Here is a 22,762-nt window from a genome sequence, read left to right on the forward strand (position 1 = left end):
ACCAAATCATTAACTGATTTGGATGCTCGTTCTAAATTATCTTTCTACTATTCCATTATCTTTAATCACTTGTTTATACCATTCAAACGATTTTTTCTTTCGACGTTCTAATGTGCCCTCTCCACTATTGTCTTTATCCACATAAATCATGCCATAACGTTTACTCATTTCGCCAGTTGAAGCTGAGACTAAATCAATGACACCCCAACTGATATATCCAATCAATGGTACCCCGTCTTGAATACCTGCATGCATTGCTTGTATGTGTTGTTTCATATAATCTATGCGGTAACCATCATTGATGCTACCATCCGCTTCAATTTCATCTTTCGCACCGAGTCCATTTTCTACTACAAACAACGGTTTCTCAAAGCGTTCGTATATATGATTCATCGTAATACGTAAACCTAACGGATCAATCACCCATCCCCATTCACTTGTATTAAGATATGGATTCTTTGCTGACACAATAATATTGCCTTCATTTGCCTCAACTTTAGATATATCAGCAATTGAAGTTCTGGATGCATAGTAACTAAATGCAACAAAGTCTACTGTATTTTTAAATGATACTATGTCATCTTCAGTTTGTTCAATCACAATACCGTTTTCCTCAAAGAATTTGTCCATATAGTATGGATATTTCCCCTTCGCTTGCACATCAACAAAGAATGTATTGTTACGTTCGTCTTGCATTGCTTTAAATACATCTTCCGGGTCACAACTATACGGATAGAAACTACCTCCAGCAATCATACATCCGATTTGAGATGATGGTGCATATTCACGCATTGCATGCACTGCTTTACTGCTGGCCACTAACATATGATGAGCTGCTTGATATAACAATTGTTGTTTATTTTCATGCGCTTCAAAGTATAGTCCCGCCCCAGAGAACGGACTGTGTAATACAACGTTAATTTCATTAAATGTAATCCAATATTTGACGTATTGACCGTATTCTTTAAAGCATGTTTCAGCAAAGTTTACAAAGAAGTCTATCGTTTGGCGATTCTTCCAACCTTGATAATGCTCGACTAAATACATTGGAATATCAAAATGTGCAAGTGTTACAAGTAACTCCATATTGTGTTTGCGACAAGCTTGAAATATCTTATGATAGAACGCAATACCTTCTGAATTAGGTGTCATTTCATCACCATTTGGGAACAATCGACTCCATGAAATACTTGTACGGAATACTTTCAATCCCATTTCAGCGAGCATAGCAATATCTTCATCGTAACGATGATAAAAATCTATACCTGTATGACTTGGATAATATTCACCTGGTACTAATGTTGGATGAGGTACTTTTCCAAGCTTTACGGACTGTCGATTTGCACCATGCGGTATTAAATCAATATTACTTAAACCTCTGCCACCTTCATTCCAAGCGCCTTCCGTTTGGTTTGCAGCAATTGCGCCACCAAATAGAAATCCTTCTGGAAAAATAAAATCTGTCATTATTTAATCGCTCCTAAAATTGAAGTATTTGCGACTACTTCTTCCTTAGCAAATGAATTAATCGTGCTATAATCATCAGAATTTGTAACAACTAAAATAGTTGTTGGATCGTAGCCCATTTCAATAATTTTCTTTAAATCAAATGTACCAATGACTTGTCCTGTTGTCACGCGGTCACCTTGTGCAATGTTTGAAGTGAATGGTTCACCGTTTAATTTTACAGTATCAATACCGACATGAATTAATACTTCTACCCCGTTATCACCTGTTATCCCTATCGCATGTTTCGTTGGGAATACTGAAGTCACTGTACCTGTTACGGGTGCATAAATTGTGTTACCTGTTGGTTCGATTGCGATACTTTTACCAATAACTTCTCTGCTAAATACATCATCTTGCACACTTGAGATAGGTTTGATTGTACCTTCTACTGGTGCTGCTACAACGATATTTTCGTTAGTTCCTAAATCTAATAATTCATCTTCAGATTCTGGAATATCTTCAAATCCAATTAATAATGTTAAGATGAATGAAATCACGATTGATAATGCCATTACAACGATTACCCAAACGATACTCATTGGATCATCTTTATCAATAAACTGAACGCTCGTAAATAAACCAGGTGCTGCCATAGAATGACTTGCTAGTCCAGCAAGTCCTGCTACTGCACCGGTGATAAATCCTGTGATGACTGAAGCAATCATTGGACGTTTTAGACGGATAGCAACACCGTATAAAGCAGGTTCAGTAATTCCTGCGATAATTGCAGATGATGCTGCCGCTAAAGCAGTTTGACGTAGTTCACTATTTTTAGTTTTGAAGGCTACTGCAAGTGAAACTCCACCAAGAGATAAGTTCGCACCGATTTCAGATGGCATAACCATACCTTCTTGACCTGTTTCTGCAATCGTTTGAACGATTGTTGGTGTAAATACACGGTGCATCCCTGTCATTACTAATAATGGCCATAATGCACCAACGATAGCTACAGCTAAGAAACCTAATTGATCATGTACCCAGAATACAATTTGTGATAAACCTGTACCAATTAAAATACCGATTGGACCTACTACGATAATTGCTATTGGTGCTGCAATTAATAAAATCAACATTGGTTTTAAGAAGTTCTTCATTACAACCGGTGTAATGCGATCTGCGAAATCTTCAATGTATTTAAGTAACCAAGTCATTACGATTGCTGGAATAATTGTATACGTATATTTAACTGACATAACTGGGACAAATACGAATGTTGCATCTTTACCTTCTGATGCTTTCAACATAATATCCATAAATACTGGATGAACCATAACACCTGCAACAGCCAGTGCTAAGAATACGTTACTATTGAACTTTCTAGCAGCAGATACTGCAACAAGCATAGGTAAGAAGAAGAACGGTGCATCTCCAATGGTGTTTAAAATATTATAAGTAGAACTCTCAAGTGATAACACACCCGTCATATTTAAAATCATCGCTAATAATTTGATCATAGATCCACCGATGATAGCTGGAATTAATGGACTCATTGTACCAATGATGGCATCTAAAATATTAATACCTACTTGTTTAAAAGTTAATTTCTTTTTCTCTACTGGTTCACTACTCTTCGCACCACCACTCACCCCAAGTTTCATTAACTCAGCATAAGTTGCTGCTACATTGTTTCCAACGATTACCTGATATTGACCACCTTGTTTACGTAATCCCATTACGCCATCAATATTTGTAACAACTTCATCGTTTGCCTTTGACTCATCTTTCAACACGAAACGTAGACGCGTCATACAGTGCGTTAAGTTTTTAATATTACTTACTCCACCGATGCTGTTTAAAATCTCACTCGCCATTTTTCGATCTTTTGACATGGTATTCACTCGCCTTCATAATTTTTGAGTAACAATACAACAAAAAAAGACCTAAATCATAAATAGACATAAATATCCCATAAGGTACGTCTATTAATGATTTAGGTCTCGCCTGCCGAACAGTTACAATCCTAAACAATTAATTGTTTATTTTGTTTTCTCCACATAAATATAACACACAATTTCTAATTGTCAACGCTTTCATTTCTGTTTATTAATCTTTGTATATGAATTGTCAAATATAATAACTCTTCAACGGACATCTCATGATTGTATTTCTTACTCAGAAAATTATCAATCTTCTTGACACACTTGTGCGCATCAGGATACTTGAGCCGAACAATCTCGTATAACTCTACTTCTCCATTATTAAATGCCTGTTTCATAAAAATGCGCTGCGCTAAAAACTTCAAATGGGTAACAAATCGAAAATACGTTAAACTCTCTTCGTCAAAATTAATTCTAAAATGATACTTCACTAAACTTAAAATATTATGAACCATCTCAGTCACTTGATTATAATCTGCCAAGTTATTATTTTCTGCATTCAACAAATGAATGGCGATAAAGCCCGCTTCTTCTTCAGACAAACGTACATCCAACTTTTCTTCAACAATACTTAGTGCACGACGCCCCATCTCATACTCAGTGTGATAAAACTTCTTGATTTCCCATAACAAACCATTCTTGATCTCCATACCATCACGCTTACGTTCAATCGCGAAATTAATATGATCTGTTAACGCCACATAAATCGTATCACTTAATTGTTTATTGTATTCCACTTTTGCCATATCAATAATTGCTTCTACAGCTTGTACTACCTCGATTGGTACTTCAATTAGTAAAGTTTTGAAACGCTCAGAAATTTCTTGGTTACTGAGTTCGAAAATTTTATCTATTTTTGACGCTTCAACAATATCACCCTCTTGTTTTTGGAACCCAATACCTTTACCCATAACCACCTGTTCTTGGTTATTTTGAATCACACTGATGACATTGTTATTGATAATTTTATTGATCTTCATAGCTTCACCTCGGCACCCTCAGATTCGTAATCTTATTGTGCCATACTTATATAAAAATTATCAATTGTTGTTTTAAAAAAGCCCAGAATATCTTCTGGACTTTTTGAATTATAAATTTCTAAACTGATAAACCGTTCTATAAATCTTTTCACCATCAATTAATGGTGGGCTTTCTGAATTCACACTGTTGGGTTCAAATTGTGTTTCTAAACATACACCAGCGAACTGATCATAAATTACTCCATCTTTCCCTGGTACATTGTCTAAACCATTTCCTGTGTATAGTTGCACACATGGCATATCAGTAAATACATCCATTGCAATACCTGTTTGATCTCCTATCAGCGTTGCCACTTTATTTGCGCTACGATGATTGAGAATATAATTATCGTCAAAGCCTGAAGCTTGTTGTTCTCCAATTACGCTCTCAGTCGAAAAGTCCATCGGTGTATTCAATACATCTGCATGACCTTTTGGAATGCTTTCATTATCTAATACTGAATATTGTCTACTATCAATCCATAATCGATGTTTCATAACACTTCCGGAATCGTGTCCATTTAAGTTAAAGTAACTATGATTGGTTGGATTAAACACAGTTGGTCTGTCACTTTCACCATGATAAGTTATTGTTAAAGCATTATCATCGGTAATTGTATATGTCACGGCTAACTTTAATTCCCCGGGAAATCCTTGATCCAGGTGTGGACTGACAAGTTTAAAAGTAATCGTGCTGGATGCACTTGATACGACTTCCCAACGTCTTAGTTGATAGCCATCATTACCACTATGTAACGTATTATTGCCTTCATTCGTTTCAATGTGATAACGTTCATCATTTAGTTCAAATGTTCCTTTAGCTATTCGGTTTGCTACTCTTCCGATAATGCCACCGAAGTAACATGTTGGATAATCAAAGTATGCACTATCATCATCAAATCCAAGGACTACATCATATCTCTGATTGTTTTTAGGAACTAGAATCTTTGTAATCGTTGCTCCTAAATCTGATAATTCAATGGCAATACCATTGTTATTTTCAATAGAATACCTTTTAAATAAATGTTTCGTCATGTTCATCACACCTTAATGTAAAGATTTCGTATTGTTCTCAACTAATGCGTGTTCAATTTGTTCTAATGTATAACCACGTGTTTCAAATACAAAGTATTTAACAAAGATCGCACCAATGATACAGAAGACACCGAAGATGCTAAATAGTAATTTATCTCCTAGTGTTGTAAGTAAGACGGGGAAACTGACTGATACTGTCCAGTTCGCTACCCAGTTCACGAGTGACGCAATCCCTACTGCTAAACCTCTGATTTTAAGTGGGAATACTTCACCAATCATAATCCACATCACTGGTCCCCACGTTGCACAGAAACTAGAAATATATGTTGCAATAAAGATAAATGTGAAGAGATGGAATCCTTCTTTACCCGCTTCATGTTGAAATGCCCAGGCAAGTGCGAAGAATGATGCCCCCATCGCAAGCGCTCCTGCAGTTAAGACTGTTTTACGTTTAAAGCGATCCATGAATATTGTCGCAATCACAGTAACAATGACATAGAATACACCTAATAGAATTTGAGTCTTAATCGCGGTTGAAGCATCTGTGCCACCGCTCATTAAAATACGTGGTGCATAATAGAAGACTGTATTACACCCCATCCATTGTTGTAAGATCGCTAAACCAAAGGCTACAACTAGTGCTGGACGTGTCCATTTCGCAAATACGTCTTTGAATGTCCCTGTTGCTTGTTTATTTTGTTCTTCAATGTCATGAATTTCTTTTGCTGCTTCATCCCTTGTTAAGATGTTATTTAATATATCCATTGCTTCTTGTACTTTCCCATTCTTCACCAAGAAACGAGGTGACTCAGGTAATAATAATGCGCCGATGAATAGAATTAAAGCTGGTACCGCTGCAAATCCTAACATTAATCGCCACCCTATTGGAGAGTCTTGCCATCCGTAGTTGGCAATGTATGCAATTAACATCCCAATCATAATCATTAATTGGTTTAACGCACTTAATCGTCCTCTATCTTTAGCAGGTGCGAGTTCCGCTAAATACATTGGAACCAACGCACTCGCACCACCGACTGCTACCCCTAAGAATAAACGAGAAATATTTAATACTGTAACGTCAGGTGCTAATCCACAACCGATTGCTCCGATAAAGAAGATTGAAGCTGTAACCATCATCATCTTCTTACGACCATATTTATCTGCGAGTGGTGAAATTAATATTGCACCAACTACAGCACCGATTAATACACAACTTACTACAAACCCTATTTGAGACTCACTTAATTTTAATTCTTCTTGAATGAATATTTGAGCACCGGCGATGACACCCGTATCATACCCGAATAATAGGCCACCTAAAGCGCCGAAGAAGAATATCATTGATTTTGATAATTTCATCCTAATCCCTCATTCTCTATTTTTGAATTATTTTTTGTAGTGCATGACTCATGTTTTTAGTATCGTTATATGCTTTTTGCCAAATTGCATATACCTTCTCATAGTATTTTACGTTTGCTTCATTGGGTGAGAATACTGCTGATTTGTATACAACCCATGCCTCAATTGCTTCGTCTGCTGATGCAAACCAACCTTCTCCTATTGCTGCAATCATACATGCTCCAAGGCCAGGACCTTGTTCTACTTCTAAACGTATTATATCCTTGTTGAAGACATCTGCTTGAATTTGCATCCAGTCTGGATTTTTAGAACCACCGCCAACTGAAATTAAGCGCTTCACATTACCAGCGTTTAATCCTTCGTAAATTACTTGGCTATCTTTTAAACTAAATGTTATCCCTTCAAGCACAGCTCTTGAGAAGTGTTTCAGTTCATGATGTGTATCAATACCAATGAAACTACCACGAATTTGACTGTCGTAGTGTGGTGAACGTTCTCCAACGATGTAGGGTGTAAATAATAATCCATCTGATCCTGGTTTAACGGTATAGATTTCATTTAATAGCGTTGCAAAGTCTAAACCTTTCGCAAAGGTATTCTTAAACCAGTTGAGTGAATTCCCTGCTGCGAGTGTCACACCCATAGAATAGTATTGATCTGGAATCACGTGGTTGAAGAAATGGAGTTGTCCTTCATAGTTCTTCGCTTCAGGTTCTATTGCACTGAATACACCACTTGTTCCAATAGAAACTAATCCAGTATCACTTGATAACCCAGCACCTAAAGCAGCACATGCATTATCTGCACCGCCTGTGTAAACGCTTACATCACGTTCTAAATTAAAACGTGACTTAATATCATCACGCACTTTTCCTACACAACCAAATGATTCGTGCAGTGTTGGTAGTATATCAGCATCAATATTAAATGCATCTATCATCTCTTGTGACCAAGATTTTGCATCCACATCTAATAGTAACGTACCAGCCGCATCACTATATTCCGTATAATAAACACCTGTGAACCAGTAACCCAAGTAATCTTTAGGCATCATAATCTTTCTTACTTTAGCCCACGTTTCAGGTTCATGGCGTTGTAACCATAAGATCTTCGGTAATGTAAAGCCTTCTAATACACGGTTCTTTGTAATTTCAAATAAACGTGTCCCTAACTTCTCAGCAATGATATTACATTCTTCAGATGTACGCACATCATTCCATAAAATTGCTGGATACACTGGACGATGATCTTCTCCTAATGCTACAAGAGAATGCATTTGACCTGAGAAACTAATCGCAGAAAGTTCCTTGCCGAAGTCAGCAACGTGTAATGAAATCTCTGTTAATACTTTCTCACATGCCAAGATCCAGTAATCAGGATGTTGTTCAGAATATCCTACTTTCGGTGTATCGAGTGGATATTCACTGCTGCTTTCAGCAACCACTTTGCCTTCTTTGTTCATCAATATCCCTTTTAAGCTACTTGTTCCTAAATCTATTCCTAATACATAGCTCACGCATCTTCACTCCTCATGAAAAGCGTCTAACTATCTAAATATCTCTTTAAATAGTTAGACGCTATTTTTTTATATCTATTACACCAAATAATCGTTTAATTTAGATTTAACTAACTCGATATGGCTTGATTTTAATTCTACTGTATCTAAACTTAAAGCATGCTCAGTTAATGATTCTAAATCCTCTTTATCTTCAACAATGCTTTGACCAATACCAGATTTAAATGTTTCATAACGCTCATCGATTAATTTATCAAAGAATTTATCGTTCATTAATTTTTCTACAGATTTTAAAGCACGTGCGTATGTGTCCATACCCGCGATATGCGCTAAGATTAAATCATCCATTTCAAATGAAGAACGACGTACTTTAGAGTCAAAGTTAATACCACCTGGCGCTAATCCTCCATTACGAACAACTTCTAACATTGCTAACGTTGCAGCATATCCATCTGTTGGGAATTCGTCAGTATCCCAACCTAATAATAAGTCGCCTTGGTTGGCATCAATTGAACCTAATGCATCATAACTTCTTGCAACACTTAATTCATGTTCAAACGTATGACCCGCTAAAGTCGCATGGTTCGCTTCTAAGTTTAATTTGAAGTCGCCTTCTAAATCATAATGTTTTAAGAATGCTATTGTAGTTGCAGCATCGAAATCATATTGGTGTTTTGAAGGTTCTTTTGGTTTAGGCTCTAATAAGAATTGAGGTTTGTGACCAATTTTTTCACCATATTTTACTGCCATTTTGAAGAAACGTGCAATATTATCTTGCTCAAATTTCATATCCGTATTAAGTAATGTTTCGTAACCTTCACGTCCACCCCAGAATACGTAGTTTTCTCCGCCTAATTTCTTAGAAATATCTAGACCCTTCTTCACTTGTGCTGCAGCGAAAGCAAATACATCTGCATTATTTGTAGAAGCAGCACCGTTGTTATAACGTGGGTGTGAGAACATGTTTGCTGTATTCCATAATAATTTAATACCTGTTTGGTCCATTTTCTCTTTAATTAAATCTGTAATCACATCTAAATTATCGTAAAATTCTTGTAAAGACTCACCCTCAGGCGCAACGTCTACATCGTGGAAACAGAAGTACTCGATCCCCATCTTCTCCATGAATTCAAAGAAAGCATCAACGCGGTTTTTAGCTGTTTGCATTGGATCTTCGTCAAACCAGTTACGCGTGTTTACTGCGCTACCAAATGGATCTGAACCATCTTGCGTCATTGTGTGCCAATATGCAGCAGCGAAACGAAGATGATCTTTCATCGGTTTACCTAATACAACCTCTTCCGCATTATAATGTCTGAAAGCAAATGGATTTTCCGTCTTAGTACCTTCATATTTAATCTTTTCAACATTTTCAAAATAAGTCATGATAAATTCCTCCATAAATTTAATAATATATACATTGTTTATTTAATTGTTTAAGTCTATATTTATCAGTACGAGGTGAAACAACATGAAAAATGAATATGAACTCATCGATCATCATAAAGTAAATAACATTAAAGCATTCGTCATTGAAATCAACTATCGTAGACCACACTTGCATACTGACTTAGAAATTATCTACGTCTTAGAAGGAACCTTGACCGTTAGACTAGAACAAAAAACAGTTACCGTTGAAAAAGGTCAATTCTTCCTGCTTAATACATGCCAGTTACACGAATTTATATCTAAAGAAACAGCTCAACTATTAATCATACAATTTAATACTAGATCAATAGAACATCTCTTTCCTGAAATCAATGAAATACTGTTTGATAATGCGCCAGTCAATCACACACTATCACCCTCATTACTTCAAAACTATTTAACGCTGAGCCGTTCATACTTTAAAGAAGATGAACTTTTCCATCTTGCTTGCCAGGGATATGCTATCCTTACACTTTTCGAACTTGTGAAAGTGGTACCTTACACGCAAATTACAAGTACAGAAAGAGATAATCTCCTTTCTCGTAACGACCGTATATCTAGAGTGAGTCAGTATATCCAAAGAAATTACAATGAAAAGATATTACTGAGTGAACTCGCACAACAAGAGAATATCACTACATCATATTTATCCAATTTCATCAAAACACATTTTGGATATACCTTTCAGGAACTCGTTAATTTCACACGTTGTGAGAAAGCAAAGCACCTACTCGTTAATACAAAGAGTAATCTGTTAACCATCAGCCAAAACTGTGGCTTCTCTGATGTAAGATATTTAAATAAATCATTTAAAGCAATGTTTGGTATGACACCCCAGCAATATCGCATTCAGACAATCGCACCTGAAAAGATATCTGAAATGAATGACTTGCAAAGTGTTGATATTCAACACGTATTGACTAAAGACCAAAGTATTGAGAAAATCGAACAACTATTCGATTCAATTGGTAAGCGCTTACTTCATGTCTAAAATATACTCTTTTATAAAAGCGGTTTCACACACAATCTTTAAGTTTTAATCCGACAATCTTTAGATGCATTTAGAATAAATTATTTAAGTATGTTTACTGTGTTAAAGAACTCATGTTAATGCTAAGGATGACTATCCTAATACAGCAATGTTTATAAAAGATATAAACTTTAATTTAAATTATTAAATATTAGATACACAAGAACTGCCAGTGAGACTTACAAATGTCTTACTGGCAGTGTTTTATAATATTGTATTTTTTATTTTTTGTAAAAAATACATAGATTACCAACATCGATTAATATATAATTAAGTATATTTAAAATAATGTAAATTAGGGGGAATAAGTTTGAAATGTAAAAATTGTAACAACAACCTAGAAGCAGGTGATTTGTTTTGCGGTGAATGTGGAACACCAGTTGGGCAAAACACGGAAAAAATATCACCAAGAGTTAATGTTACCTCATCTGTAGATACTGTCATAGAAGAACCAATAATTAAAGATTCAACTACAACACAGCAAACAACTTATACCGAAACACAACCAATCATTAACAAAGAACAAGTCAATCAACAATCCAAAAAATTAGTTAATGAAGGAAAAGGATTCTTTTCTACTGCTTTTAAAAATCATGATCAGGAATTAAACAGTAATCATAATTTTTCACTAGTTTTAGCAAGTACACTTATCGGAATCGGATTATTACTTATTGTATTGTTATTAATGATTAAAATTCCTAGTGAAATTGCGTATATCGGTATTTCAAAATCAAGTATTATTTTTAAAGTATTACTTTCATCTTTAGCATTTATTGCTTTGATAATTGGTATTACATTCACGATTGTAAAATTCATGATAAATCCTGTTATAACAATTTCAAAAGTAATATCAGACTTTGTGTTAATCAATGTCTTTTCATTTATTACAATTATGATTGGTTTAATATTAATTGTCATTGATTCATTTTCTTTCGGTGGTGGTTTAACGACTTTAGGAGTATTTATACTCGCTACTTCACCTATTTTTATGATCGGCAAGTATTCAAATAATACTCAAACTAAAATCTCTAGTTTTTATGGTGTTATCATTTATATGATTATATTAGCAATTGTACTTAGAATATTTGGTGAATCAACAATTGGTATGTTGCAAGGTATCTTTACAAATTCAATTAATAATGCCGCAGAAGGCTTATTTAATAACTATTAGGTGATAAATATGACAAATTGTATAAATTGTGGAGCAGAACTTAAAGAAAATCAAAAAGTATGTACTAAATGTGGCACTAAAGTTGAACCAAGAATAGAAAATAACTCAACGCCTCTTCAACAAGTGAATCACAGCACTCCTAAGAACAAAAAAAATAATAAACTACTCATTATTATTTTGTTACTCATAGGTGCATTATTAATAACATTCTTTATTTTAAAATCACATTATTCACCACAGAATCAAGCAAAAAGTATTTCTGAAGCAATAAAAAACAATAAACCTAGTAAATTATCAGAACTCATAACATCAGATAATAATGACAAATTTACAGAAGATGATGCTAAATCTTATTTAAAATATCTTTCGGATACAGATAATAAAACGAGAGTAGTAAATGAAATTAATGATGCAACTAAAAATATGTCGACATTTAACGATTCTCATAATGAAATATATATTGGTGGCGAAGAAGTGTTAAATGTTTATCGCGACGGTAAAGTCCTAGGACTATTTGATAAAATTGCATTTCAAATCCCTAAAAAAGATGTAAATCTGTACACAGAAGATACTGGCCAGATTGAATTCAATGTTAATGGTAAAAAAAGAACTGTAGACGTAAATGAAAATCAAGATAATAACATAGGACAATTTTATCTTGGTAACCAAGAACTTAAAGCAAAGAAAACGGTTGATGATGAGACATTTGATGGTCTTATTTTAATTAATATGAATGAAAGTACCGATGCTCAAGAGAAATTTGACATAGCAAATCTAACAGTCGATATCGAAAATGACTATTTGGTAGATGATATAAAGCTTTATATCAACAAGAAAGAAGCACCATATGATTTTTCAAGTGAATATGGCCCATTTGAAAAAGGGAAAGAGATTGAAGTTTATGCTACTGCAACTGTAGAAAAGAAAGCTATCGAAAGTAGTAAAGTGAAAGTTAAACTTGATAGTGATGATAATAGCATTCATATTATGTTTGATGAAGATGAAATTGATCAAATCAATGAAGATACTACAGATGCTGAGATTAAATCAATTGAAGAAGAAAGTAAATCTGAAGATGATGATTCAGATAATAGTGAAAGTCAAGATGTAACTGTAGATAATGCAATTGATATTGTTGAATCATTTGAAGGAGAATCACTTGATACAGATCAATATACTTATAAAACACCAGAAGAAAATGATAAAGGTGTTGGTTTTAGTTACCTTGATGAAGATGGAGATTTAGCAGGTAGTTACCAAATTTTAAAAGATGGTACTGTAATTAAATATGATGAAAATGGTGATGAAATTGATCGCGGTAGCGGTTTGTAATCACAGTACAAAAAAGAAATGCCTACTTAAAAAGTGAGCATTTCTTTTTTTATATTGTAAATTTTCTCTAACATTTACTATGATAATTAATTTAAATTAGTGCTTTATCTCTATTTCCTTCAGTTTTTAAAAATTACGTGCTCAAATGAAAGAAATTGTAATAAAATATTGAGTTCTTTATTATGTATCATTGCAAATTTTAACAATACTATTTAAACCTATACCTTTACATATAATTATATAGTATTAACTTTTAATGCCTCGTTATTATTTAGAACAAAAAAGCCGATGAGATTTCATCAGCTACTAAAACTATTACTTCTTTAATTCATCAACTTTATCATTAAATGTATCATGGCTTTTTCTGCTTTCTCTTTCACTTCGCCAGCCTTTTTATTTTTTTGCTCCTTAATTCAGAATTGTTAAATGCATCTCCAACTTTCTTATATATATTTCCTTTAAGTTTATCTAATTTACCATCTGGTATATTATCAATCATTTTTTCATAAGTAATGTTTAATTATTTTACCTGGAAAAACATAGATGCTATTATTCAGATTGGTATAACCAATCTTCTGGTGTAAATACATCAGGTTTAGTATTTGCTTTCACTTTCATTAAAATATAATAAACTATAAATGATACAAGTAATGACTGCAAAGCTGGTAATCCAAAGTTATAAACATATTGTGTGAGATATCCAACAAAAATTCCTAATGCCAATGCAATTGTTGCAATAATATTCCACTGATTGATTTTTTGCCAAGATTGTTTGCGTAAAAGAAAGAAATCTGCAAATAATACACCTGCTATAGCTGGATAAACAAGAGCTGTCATGTATAAAAAGTCTTCAAAGTATTTCAAAATCCCCATCAATGCGACAATAATCGCCATTACAGTTCCAAATAGAGTTAATAACATACGACCTTTATTGCTACTTACATTTAATATATTAGCAAATGCAAGTCCCATACTATAATTGTTAACGAGTTGACTCGTCCATGTTGCAAACCATAAAATTAAAAATCCCCAGATAGGAAATCCTAATCCCATCATTACGTTTACAATATCTGCATCTCCAATGCCAACTGACATTACAGCTCCAACTATAAATAATGGAATGCCGACCGAAACAATCCCTAAAGGTATAAGAATATTATCTTTCCAAGTCGGTTTTGCGTACCTTGTGTAGTCAGCTGCAATCACCCATTGTGATACATTGACACCTATCACTAAACTGATTGCTGCTAATATACTCATTTTACGTTCTGGTTGCCAAGCCATTATTTCATCAAATCCCGTATTATTTAAAGCATAATATATGCCACCTACTATTAAAATTAATCCTGCTGGTACCGCTAAATAATCAGTCCATTTCATCGATTGATACCCAATAATCGAAGGTATCGAAAAGAATAAGCCAGCAACTATTGTAATAAGCGCCCACAATCCCCATTGTGTTTTATAATCCACACCTAACATGGCAGCTAATGCATTTCCTGCTACCGCAGTTTGAAGTGCCCACCAACCTAATGATGCGATAAAAATCGTACCTCCTGCGATTAATCTTGCCTGCATATCACCAAAGCTGTTCTTAGCAATAACCGAAGAAGGTCGTCCTGTTTTTGCACCCATGTATCCAGAAAGGGTATTCCCTATCCACTGAATAACAATCATACTGATTAGTACTATCCAGATTGTTTCCATGATACTAAATGAACCTACAAGTGATGCTCCCACCATCAATACTGGTATTGTAAACTCTAGTCCACCAAATATAACTGCTGGTGTTGTCCAGTGCTGCCTAGCACCTAGTGGTACACTTTCCAATGGATTGTCATTTATATTAATACCTTCCGATTTTAATTTCGACATTCAGTATCCCCCTTTAATATAAATTTTAAATAAGTAAACATACTAATTTACATGGTTCATTATTCAAGTTTCTTGAAATATGAGGTACACCTTTTTTAATCAGCGTATAATCTCCTGGTTTAATATACTTTTTTTCTCCATTAATAATTGCTTCTAACTCACCAGATATAATAAATGAAATTTCATCGTATTCATGAATACTCTGACCACTTTCAGGTACAATTAAATTTCCTGGTATTTCTACATAATTGAGTGTTCCTTCTATTCCTTTGCTCTCCAACACTTCTTTAAAAAATTCGATTATCTGAATCTCATTCGTATCACTTAACTGGTTTGAAATATTATATTTTTCCATACCATCATCCTCTATAACCATAATAAGATTCTGCTTGTCCCTTTGTAATATATCCATTCAGAATATCTGATTCTACTAAACTTTTATCTCGATTTTTAGGATCTCCATAACCCCCTCCTGTTGCAGTTTGAAGTACCACTTTATCTCCTTTATTTAACTTATATTGATTGTATTTACCAAATGGCCCGTCAGTAGTCCCATCTGCTTTTTCAATATAGAATTGATTATTAGAACCATCTAGCCCACCAGCTGTGCCCCAGACATTTGTCTTAAATCTTCCGAAACTGCCTGTGAAAAATTGGCCGTCAGTTAATGCTATATAACTTCTAATAAGTCCTGGGCCCCCTCTATGTTTGCCAGCACCCTGTCCATCTGTTCTCAGACTAAATTCATCTACTCTTACACCATATGCAGTTTCAGCAACTTCAACAGGAACATTAAATGTTTCACCATCAAGAATACAGAATTGACCTGAATCACCATCAAAGTCTTTAGATGCTCCCCATCCTCCTGCTGAAGGTTCAACAATTAAGAAATTCTCCTGTGTATCGGGATCAACTCCACCCATAATTGCTACACATACACTCATTAAGTGCCCTGCTGTTAATTTATGCGGTAAATGTTCCGCTAAGCTTTTCCAAATTAATTCATTACCATATAACATTGATTCCCAGTACATAGAAACAGGAGCCGGACGTTGCGCTGATAATACTGAAGCTTCATCAGTAATAATTTCAAGGGGTCTAAAAGCTCCATCATTGACATCTTGAGAAGGATTAGTGATGGCCAGGAATATCGTTCTTACTGATGAAATTAACCCTGTTTTAGAACTATTAATTGGACCTTGTACTTGTGGTGATGAACCTCTATAGTCACATATAAATTTGTTATCTGTAATAGTTAACTTCAACTTCACTTTTAATTTTTCATCTGTTATACCATCATCATCAATATAATCTTCTATTTCAAAAACACCTTTCGGTAATTTTTTAATTTCATTTAAAGTAAGTTTTTCTCCTTGATCAAGGAAACGTTCCATACTTTCTAATATAGAAGCTGCACCATATTTATTACATAATTCTTTGATTCGTTTTTCACCTGTTCTAAGTGATGCAACTTGTGCCCACAAATCGCCGATTGATAAATCTGGAAACCTTACGTTATGTTTAATTAAGTTAATAATCTCATTGTTGGCCACACCTTGATTAAATAGTTTTAAACAAGGGAACTGTAATCCTTCCTGATAAATATCAGTAGAGTTTGTTGACATTGAACCTGTATCTTTTCCACCAACTTCTGTCCAGTGCGCTTTATTTGCGGTAAATGCAATTAATCTATCATTTTCAAAAATCGGCATAACTAAACCAACATCACATAGATGGGAACCACCACCATTATAAGGATCATTAATTAAGTAAATGTCCCCCTCTTTAATATTATCTCCATGAATCTTGATTGTCTCTTTAACCATGAAAGAAAGCATCCCTATAAATCCTGTAACACCATTTCCTTGAGTAACAAGTTCACCTTTGCTATTTGTTAAACCACAGGCATAGTCTAATACTTCATAAATAATCGGACTCATTGAAGTATTAGCAAGTGATATAAACATCTCTTCTCCTGTAGAAATCAAAGAGTCTTTAATGACTTCATACGTAAATGGATCTGTTTTATAGTTCATTATCTTCTCCTCCAATTTCAATGATTAAGTTACCGTATTTATCTTTAGCAGCAATATCGTTTTTATTGATGATTGTTGAAGTTGTCTTTTCTTCAATAATTGCTGGACCATCAATTTTTTCGTCTACATCAATATATGCCTTGTCATATACATTTATCTCAATCCAACCATCATTTTCAAAAAAAACTTTACGTTTTTCTTTTACTCTTTCACCATCTTGGTGTTCAACTTTTGAAATGTGAGGCTTGTCCAGTTTACCTAAGACTTGCACTTTAATATTTACGATTTCAGTACCATTTTCTAATAACTTATAAGAATACAAACGTTCATGACTTTCATGGAATGCATTGATTACTTCCTGAATATTCTTTTCGTTCAATTCTTCATTTGTAATAGGAATTTCAACAGTATGCTCCTGACCTACATAACGCATATCTAAACTTTTAGAGAATACTACTTTGTCCTCATCCATGCCTTCAGAAGCAAGGACATCTGTTGCATGTTGGATTGTTGAAGTAAATTGTTCATTAAGATGTTTGAAATCAGCTTGATTTGTAGAAGTAAGGACCGTTTGTGAATAATCATGTCGTAAATCTGACATAAGCATACCCCATGAAGCAAATACAGATGCAGCAGCTGGAATAATCACTTTTTTCACACCTAATTCTCGGGCTAAATCTTGCGCATGCATTGGACCACCGCCACCTATTGCAACAAGAACAAAGTCTCGAGGATCATATCCTTTACGGACAGAAATTAATTTTAAGGCATTTAACATATTTGAATTTGCGACTTTTACAATACCTGAAGCAATTTCTTCTGCATTCATATTTAATTTTTCACCTAATGCTTGTTCAACATTTTCCTTCACATCGTCCAATTCAATCGCTGAATCAAAATTCTTTAAAGATAAACGTCCTAATACAACATTTGCATCAGTCGTAGTTGGCTTCTTACCACCTTTACCATAACTTATCGGACCAGGCTCCGCTGCAGCAGAAAGAGGACCAACTCTAAATGAACCACTCTCGTCAACCCATGCAATTGATCCTCCTCCATTACCTATTTCAATAATATCTACAACAGGTACTTTTAAAGGGTATCCTGCATATTGATCTGTTTTCTCCAAATGATAGTTTGTAGAGATTTTAACTTCTCCATCTTTCACTAATGAACACTTCGCAGTTGTACCACCTATGTCCAGTACTATTAAATTTCTCTCATCTAGCATATCACCAATTATTTTTGCTCCGAATATACCAGCAACCGGTCCCGATTCAACCATATTAATCGGAACATCTTTAGCTACGTCAAAAGTACTCGTACCACCATTAGACTGCATTATATAATTAAACTTCGATTCACGATTGGCGTTAATCTTCTCTTCTAAATTTTTTAAATAATGATTTGCTATTGGTTTGACATAGGCATTTAATACGGCAGTAGAAGTACGTTCATATTCTCTCCATTCTTTACTTAAATCAGTAGACGTAGAAATGAACACCTCCGGCCATTTTTCATGTACATATTTTGCAATCTTTCGTTCGTGTTCATTATTCTTATAACTATGTAAAAGCGAAATCGCAACTGCTTCTACACCCTCGTCTTTAAAATATTCGATAATATCATCAACTTCATCAAGATTTAATGGACTCAACACTTGACCATGAAGGTCTAATCGTTCTGATACCTCTTTTCTTAAATGACGGTCAATTAAAGCTGCTGGCTTTTTGTAACGTATATTAAATAAATCAGGACGATTACCACGAGCTATTTCTAACACATCACGAAAACCTTTTGTAGTAATTAGACCAGTCTTAACACCTTTCTTCTCAGTCAAAGCATTTATCACGACAGTAGTACCGTGGAAGAACATTTCAATATCCTTAATATCAATATTTGCTTTATTTATAACATTAATAATACCTTCATCAAATCTACCAGGTGTTGTATCTGATTTTTCAGTAATAATATTACCTTGATTATCTAGTGCAACTAAATCTGTAAAAGTACCCCCAATGTCTGTAGCAACTCTCATCATAAATCTCTCCTTCAATTAAAATAATTTCGGTGTTAACACACATAGAACTTTTGCAACATCTTTACCATTATTGATATACGAATGTTCTAAACTAGATGGATAATGAATAATCTCATCTGCTCTTACAAAATACTCCTTACCATTAACCTGGAAAGTCAATATTCCTTCCAGTACATGATAATGCTCCTCACCTTCATGTCGTGACACCTCACTTTGATCTCCAGGTTGAATTTCAATCATAAAAGATTCTAACTTACGATTATCAAATTCACTAGACGTTTTAATAAAACGTTGATTAGAGTTTTCCAATTTAAATGATTTCACTTCACTAGGAATAATTTTAAAGTCCTCATTAACAGGTTGATCAAAAAATGCAGTAATATGTTCATCAAGTGCCTCTGCAATTTTATTTAGTGACGTAATCGCTAAAGACGATTCACCCCTTTCGACCTGAGATAAGAAGCTAACGGATAAACCCGTTGATTCAGCTAGTTCTTTCAAAGTAATCCCTTTAATCTTTCTAACTTGTTTAATACGTTCGGATATCTCCCTCATATTTCACCCTCACTATAATTTATTACAGTTATACTGTATTTGTGTAATAATATACCACATTTAATTTAGAAAATAAAGAATGTTCTGATAATTATTCTTAATAAATATACTTATCATATATAAAATCACGAAAAAATGAACTCAAAAAATTTTGAGTTCATTTCATATTTTTCATTTATTTAAAAATACTTATAAATTATATAACTTCTTATCTTCACCAAAATTCTTACTCCAATCATTTGTAAATGCATCCACAGCTATACTCACTGACGGCATCGATAATCCTTGTTCTAATACATCTGGGCTAACCGTTACAGCTTGCGATCCTGCCTTTATAGCCTTTACAACTTGCCCTACGTTTTTAAAGCTTGCTGCCATAATTCTTGATTGTGAACCAGATTCTTTAATATTTTTTGCAACAACTTCTATTACTTCTTCAGGATTCACATTAATATTTTCCATACGGTTATAATAAGGGATTAGATAATCAACTTTTGAAGCAACAGTTAGTAAAGCCTGAAAATCCGAGTATATAGCTGTCGCACTTACATTCTTATTTTTACTTTTTAAAGTATTCATTAATCTAATACCATCTGTTGAAACTGGAATCTTAATATATACTTCTTCATCTACATTTTTGAAAATACTTTCAACATCCTTAAGCATATCTTCATAATTATCAGAGACAACTTGAACATGTAATGTTTTTTCATTGCCAATAATTTTTCTAATAGCTTTCAAATGTTCAAACACATCTATATTTCCTTCTTTAGTAATAATAGAGGGATTAGTGGTTACACCTGAGATAGGTAAAAGTCGATTATACTTTTCAATTTGCTCTAAATTTGCTGTATCTAATATTAATTCCATTTCTTACACCTCTTATTTAATTTGATTTAAAAACTTTCTAATCCATTGCATTAAAATATGTGGTGAATCTACTGTTTCTATTAGTTCTAAGAAATCTCCATTTTCTAATAAATATACTAATTCCGACATCGCTTTAATATGTGTATTATTATCCACTGCTGATAAAGTAAAAATAATACTAACCTTTTTGTTACCAGGCATATTAATGGGTTTGGAAAGTGCTGTTATTCCGATACCAATTTTATTGGCTCCTTCATTTGGTTTCGCATGAGGTAATGCAACATCATCCATAATATGAATACTCGTTACATCATTTCTTATGTTAGAGATGATTGTCTCAATATAATTTCTAGTAATTGTGTCATCATCTAATAAAGGAGTTGCAGCGATATAAAATGCTTCTTCCCAATTATTAGAATCAATATTTAATAGAATATATTCTTCTTTTAAAATATCAGTCAATCCAATATTTTGATTTACCAATTCACTCTTAATTGTATTTGTGGAACTTCCTAATCCCATGATGTAATTTGATATACTCTTGATCAAACGATCCTCATCTTTGATATTGGCATTCTTTTTTATTATATCCACTAGTTCAATCATATTAATGTTATTGATACCGTTCGTTTCATTTTTGACCATTGAGATTAATTCTAATTTTTCTTCATTTGTCATAATTGGATTAATCACAAAAACTGGCTTATTGAAAGTATATAAATGTAGGTTAGGTACCGTCGTAAAAATATAATCAAAATGTCTTGATACATTAATAATTTCAGAAGTTTCTATAGGACCTAATAAAATAAATTCTGGAAATATTTTTTTCAATTCATTATAGGATATTAATGAACTACCAATTCCATTAGGGCAAACAATAATAGCTACTTTTTGTCTGATTTTAATTTCTGTATTCTCGGTAATAAGTGATGCAAAATGTAATGTTAAAAATGATACTTCATCTTCAGGAATAGTTGTATGAAATAGGTTAGAAATAGGATTTAATGTTTCTGAAACAATGTGGAAGAGTTCTTTATATTCTGTTTTAATTTTAATATTTAAACTATTAATGATGGGTAGATTAAAAAACATTCGATAATATGCCGGCTTAAAGTGACTATAAATTTGACCTTTAACATCTGATAAATTGTTAAATTTAATACCTGCCAAAAGCTCAAATTTAGTAATAATTCTAGATACCAATTCTTCTATTATTGATCTATCAGGAGAATCTTCATTGATATTTCCTAGAGCAAAACCTAATATCCATCCACATACATATAAGTTTGAAGTCTCATTATCAATATCTAATGTCATTAATATTTCGCTAGCTACTTCATATTCTTTCATTTTTAGAATCGTACTGTAATTATACGTACTAAAAAATAAATCCGCATTTTCATTTAATCTAGGTTTAAATAAAAGTAATAAGTAACAAAATTCTATTTTTCGATTTTCAATGAGATTCAAACTATATTTATTAAAAGCATTTGTAATAATTTTTAGACATGCATCTTTAGAACCTATATTTTCATTGAAAATAAAATAATCATAAAAGAAATAATCATTTTCAATGTTAATATCTTTCAAAAATAACTGCATAATAAAATATCTTATTTCCTCTTCATTTCCAACAAATTGATAACCTTTTTTTCTAGAATAATTAATTTCAAAATTTTCATATTGAATAATTTTTTCTACTTGTTTTAAATCATTCATAAATGTTGTCTTACCTACATACAATGATTCAGTAAAATGAGTTGCTGATAAATATGAATTATTGTAGAAAAATAATTTTAAACAAATATATTTATGCCTTTCTGAAGGTTCTAGCACATAACTTTCATAAAACGTCTCGCTCATATAGAAGTCAATTAAGAATTTATAGACTTCTTCAGAAATAATAATCTTATCACTATTAATGTATATAATCGTCTTATTAACTTCTTCCAAATGCCCATTTAATTTATCTAAAGAATATTCTAATTGATCCAAGTTTATTGAAAGTAAATTTAATAAACTTGGAACACTAATACTTCTTTTTTCTATTAGCTTTTCTATTAGTTTTCTAGTTTTCTGATCAATACTAAACAATTAATCACCCCCTAG

General features: G+C 33.3%; 17 protein-coding genes. 3 read left to right on the forward strand and 14 right to left on the reverse strand.

The window, feature by feature from the left end:
* Positions 1-36: 36 nt before the first annotated feature.
* From ascB to xylA, 7 genes are all read right to left on the reverse strand, one after another.
* The gene (ascB, locus tag ACMGE9_RS03735) at positions 37-1,467 is read right to left on the reverse strand and encodes a 6-phospho-beta-glucosidase (protein WP_414043920.1); all 1,431 of its coding nucleotides are present in this window, start codon (positions 1,465-1,467) and stop codon (positions 37-39) included.
* Complete coding sequence (gene ascF / locus ACMGE9_RS03740) at positions 1,467-3,338, reverse strand: PTS cellobiose/arbutin/salicin transporter subunit IIBC (RefSeq protein WP_414043921.1); 1,872 nt, start codon at positions 3,336-3,338, stop codon at positions 1,467-1,469. Before ascF ends, ascB begins: the two co-directional genes overlap by 1 nt.
* A gap of 185 nt (positions 3,339-3,523) precedes the next feature.
* Positions 3,524-4,366, reverse strand: a complete 843-nt coding sequence (gene licT / locus ACMGE9_RS03745) for a BglG family transcription antiterminator LicT (RefSeq protein ID WP_414043922.1) — start codon at positions 4,364-4,366, stop codon at positions 3,524-3,526.
* 108 nt (positions 4,367-4,474) lie between these two features.
* The gene (locus tag ACMGE9_RS03750; protein WP_414043923.1) at positions 4,475-5,440 is read right to left on the reverse strand and encodes an aldose epimerase family protein; all 966 of its coding nucleotides are present in this window, start codon (positions 5,438-5,440) and stop codon (positions 4,475-4,477) included.
* A 12-nt stretch (positions 5,441-5,452) separates the two neighbouring features.
* On the reverse strand, positions 5,453-6,799 hold the full coding sequence (locus ACMGE9_RS03755; RefSeq protein WP_414043924.1) for a sugar porter family MFS transporter: 1,347 nt from the start codon (positions 6,797-6,799) through the stop codon (positions 5,453-5,455).
* A 16-nt stretch (positions 6,800-6,815) separates the two neighbouring features.
* A complete protein-coding gene (xylB, locus tag ACMGE9_RS03760; RefSeq protein ID WP_414043925.1) occupies positions 6,816-8,315 on the reverse strand; it encodes a xylulokinase in 1,500 nt (499 codons plus the stop codon).
* 78 nt (positions 8,316-8,393) lie between these two features.
* Entirely contained in the window at positions 8,394-9,701 is a 1,308-nt protein-coding gene (gene xylA, locus ACMGE9_RS03765; RefSeq protein ID WP_414043926.1) for a xylose isomerase, read from the reverse strand.
* 85 nt (positions 9,702-9,786) lie between these two features.
* On the opposite strand from xylA, the gene ACMGE9_RS03770 reads away from it, so the two are divergent.
* From ACMGE9_RS03770 to ACMGE9_RS03780, 3 genes are all read left to right on the forward strand, one after another.
* Positions 9,787-10,734 carry a helix-turn-helix domain-containing protein gene (locus ACMGE9_RS03770; protein ID WP_414043927.1) on the forward strand — a complete coding sequence of 316 codons (948 nt, stop codon included), beginning with the start codon at positions 9,787-9,789 and terminating at the stop codon, positions 10,732-10,734.
* Positions 10,735-11,083: 349 nt separating this feature from the next.
* Entirely contained in the window at positions 11,084-11,944 is an 861-nt protein-coding gene (locus ACMGE9_RS03775) for a zinc ribbon domain-containing protein (RefSeq protein WP_414043928.1), read from the forward strand.
* 9 nt (positions 11,945-11,953) lie between these two features.
* Complete coding sequence (locus ACMGE9_RS03780; RefSeq protein WP_414043929.1) at positions 11,954-13,276, forward strand: TcaA second domain-containing protein; 1,323 nt, start codon at positions 11,954-11,956, stop codon at positions 13,274-13,276.
* A gap of 549 nt (positions 13,277-13,825) precedes the next feature.
* On the opposite strand, the gene ACMGE9_RS03785 is transcribed toward ACMGE9_RS03780, so the two are convergent.
* From ACMGE9_RS03785 to ACMGE9_RS03815, 7 genes are all read right to left on the reverse strand, one after another.
* Positions 13,826-15,151 carry a cytosine permease gene (locus tag ACMGE9_RS03785; RefSeq protein ID WP_414043930.1) on the reverse strand — a complete coding sequence of 442 codons (1,326 nt, stop codon included), beginning with the start codon at positions 15,149-15,151 and terminating at the stop codon, positions 13,826-13,828.
* 25 nt (positions 15,152-15,176) lie between these two features.
* The gene (locus tag ACMGE9_RS03790; RefSeq protein ID WP_414043931.1) at positions 15,177-15,506 is read right to left on the reverse strand and encodes a cupin domain-containing protein; all 330 of its coding nucleotides are present in this window, start codon (positions 15,504-15,506) and stop codon (positions 15,177-15,179) included.
* A gap of 4 nt (positions 15,507-15,510) precedes the next feature.
* Positions 15,511-17,187, reverse strand: coding sequence for a hydantoinase B/oxoprolinase family protein (locus ACMGE9_RS03795; RefSeq protein WP_414043932.1), 1,677 nt, complete (start codon positions 17,185-17,187; stop codon positions 15,511-15,513).
* The gene (locus ACMGE9_RS03800; RefSeq protein WP_414044441.1) at positions 17,177-19,225 is read right to left on the reverse strand and encodes a hydantoinase/oxoprolinase family protein; all 2,049 of its coding nucleotides are present in this window, start codon (positions 19,223-19,225) and stop codon (positions 17,177-17,179) included. The genes ACMGE9_RS03795 and ACMGE9_RS03800 overlap by 11 nt, the downstream gene beginning before the upstream one ends.
* Positions 19,226-19,243: 18 nt before the next feature.
* Positions 19,244-19,783 (reverse strand): helix-turn-helix domain-containing protein, encoded by a 540-nt coding sequence (locus ACMGE9_RS03805; RefSeq protein ID WP_414043933.1) that lies wholly within the window; start codon positions 19,781-19,783, stop codon positions 19,244-19,246.
* Positions 19,784-19,972: 189 nt separating this feature from the next.
* Positions 19,973-20,653, reverse strand: a complete 681-nt coding sequence (locus ACMGE9_RS03810) for a fructose-6-phosphate aldolase (protein ID WP_414043934.1) — start codon at positions 20,651-20,653, stop codon at positions 19,973-19,975.
* Positions 20,654-20,665: 12 nt separating this feature from the next.
* The gene (locus ACMGE9_RS03815; RefSeq protein WP_414043935.1) at positions 20,666-22,747 is read right to left on the reverse strand and encodes a BglG family transcription antiterminator; all 2,082 of its coding nucleotides are present in this window, start codon (positions 22,745-22,747) and stop codon (positions 20,666-20,668) included.
* Positions 22,748-22,762 lie beyond the last annotated feature (15 nt).

Source organism: Macrococcus animalis (assembly GCF_047425875.1).
GTDB lineage: Bacteria > Bacillota > Bacilli > Staphylococcales > Staphylococcaceae > Macrococcoides > Macrococcoides animalis.

Coding starts and splice junctions, on each gene's coding strand:
- ascB (WP_414043920.1), bottom strand. CDS start 1,467: ATGACAGATTTTATTTTTCCAGAAGGATTTCTATTTGGTGGCGCAATT.
- ascF (WP_414043921.1), bottom strand. CDS start 3,338: ATGTCAAAAGATCGAAAAATGGCGAGTGAGATTTTAAACAGCATCGGT.
- licT (WP_414043922.1), bottom strand. CDS start 4,366: ATGAAGATCAATAAAATTATCAATAACAATGTCATCAGTGTGATTCAA.
- ACMGE9_RS03750 (WP_414043923.1), bottom strand. CDS start 5,440: ATGACGAAACATTTATTTAAAAGGTATTCTATTGAAAATAACAATGGT.
- ACMGE9_RS03755 (WP_414043924.1), bottom strand. CDS start 6,799: ATGAAATTATCAAAATCAATGATATTCTTCTTCGGCGCTTTAGGTGGC.
- xylA (WP_414043926.1), bottom strand. CDS start 9,701: ATGACTTATTTTGAAAATGTTGAAAAGATTAAATATGAAGGTACTAAG.
- ACMGE9_RS03770 (WP_414043927.1), top strand. CDS start 9,787: ATGAAAAATGAATATGAACTCATCGATCATCATAAAGTAAATAACATT.
- ACMGE9_RS03780 (WP_414043929.1), top strand. CDS start 11,954: ATGACAAATTGTATAAATTGTGGAGCAGAACTTAAAGAAAATCAAAAA.
- ACMGE9_RS03785 (WP_414043930.1), bottom strand. CDS start 15,151: ATGTCGAAATTAAAATCGGAAGGTATTAATATAAATGACAATCCATTG.
- ACMGE9_RS03790 (WP_414043931.1), bottom strand. CDS start 15,506: ATGGAAAAATATAATATTTCAAACCAGTTAAGTGATACGAATGAGATT.
- ACMGE9_RS03795 (WP_414043932.1), bottom strand. CDS start 17,187: ATGAACTATAAAACAGATCCATTTACGTATGAAGTCATTAAAGACTCT.
- ACMGE9_RS03800 (WP_414044441.1), bottom strand. CDS start 19,225: ATGAGAGTTGCTACAGACATTGGGGGTACTTTTACAGATTTAGTTGCA.
- ACMGE9_RS03805 (WP_414043933.1), bottom strand. CDS start 19,783: ATGAGGGAGATATCCGAACGTATTAAACAAGTTAGAAAGATTAAAGGG.
- ACMGE9_RS03810 (WP_414043934.1), bottom strand. CDS start 20,653: ATGGAATTAATATTAGATACAGCAAATTTAGAGCAAATTGAAAAGTAT.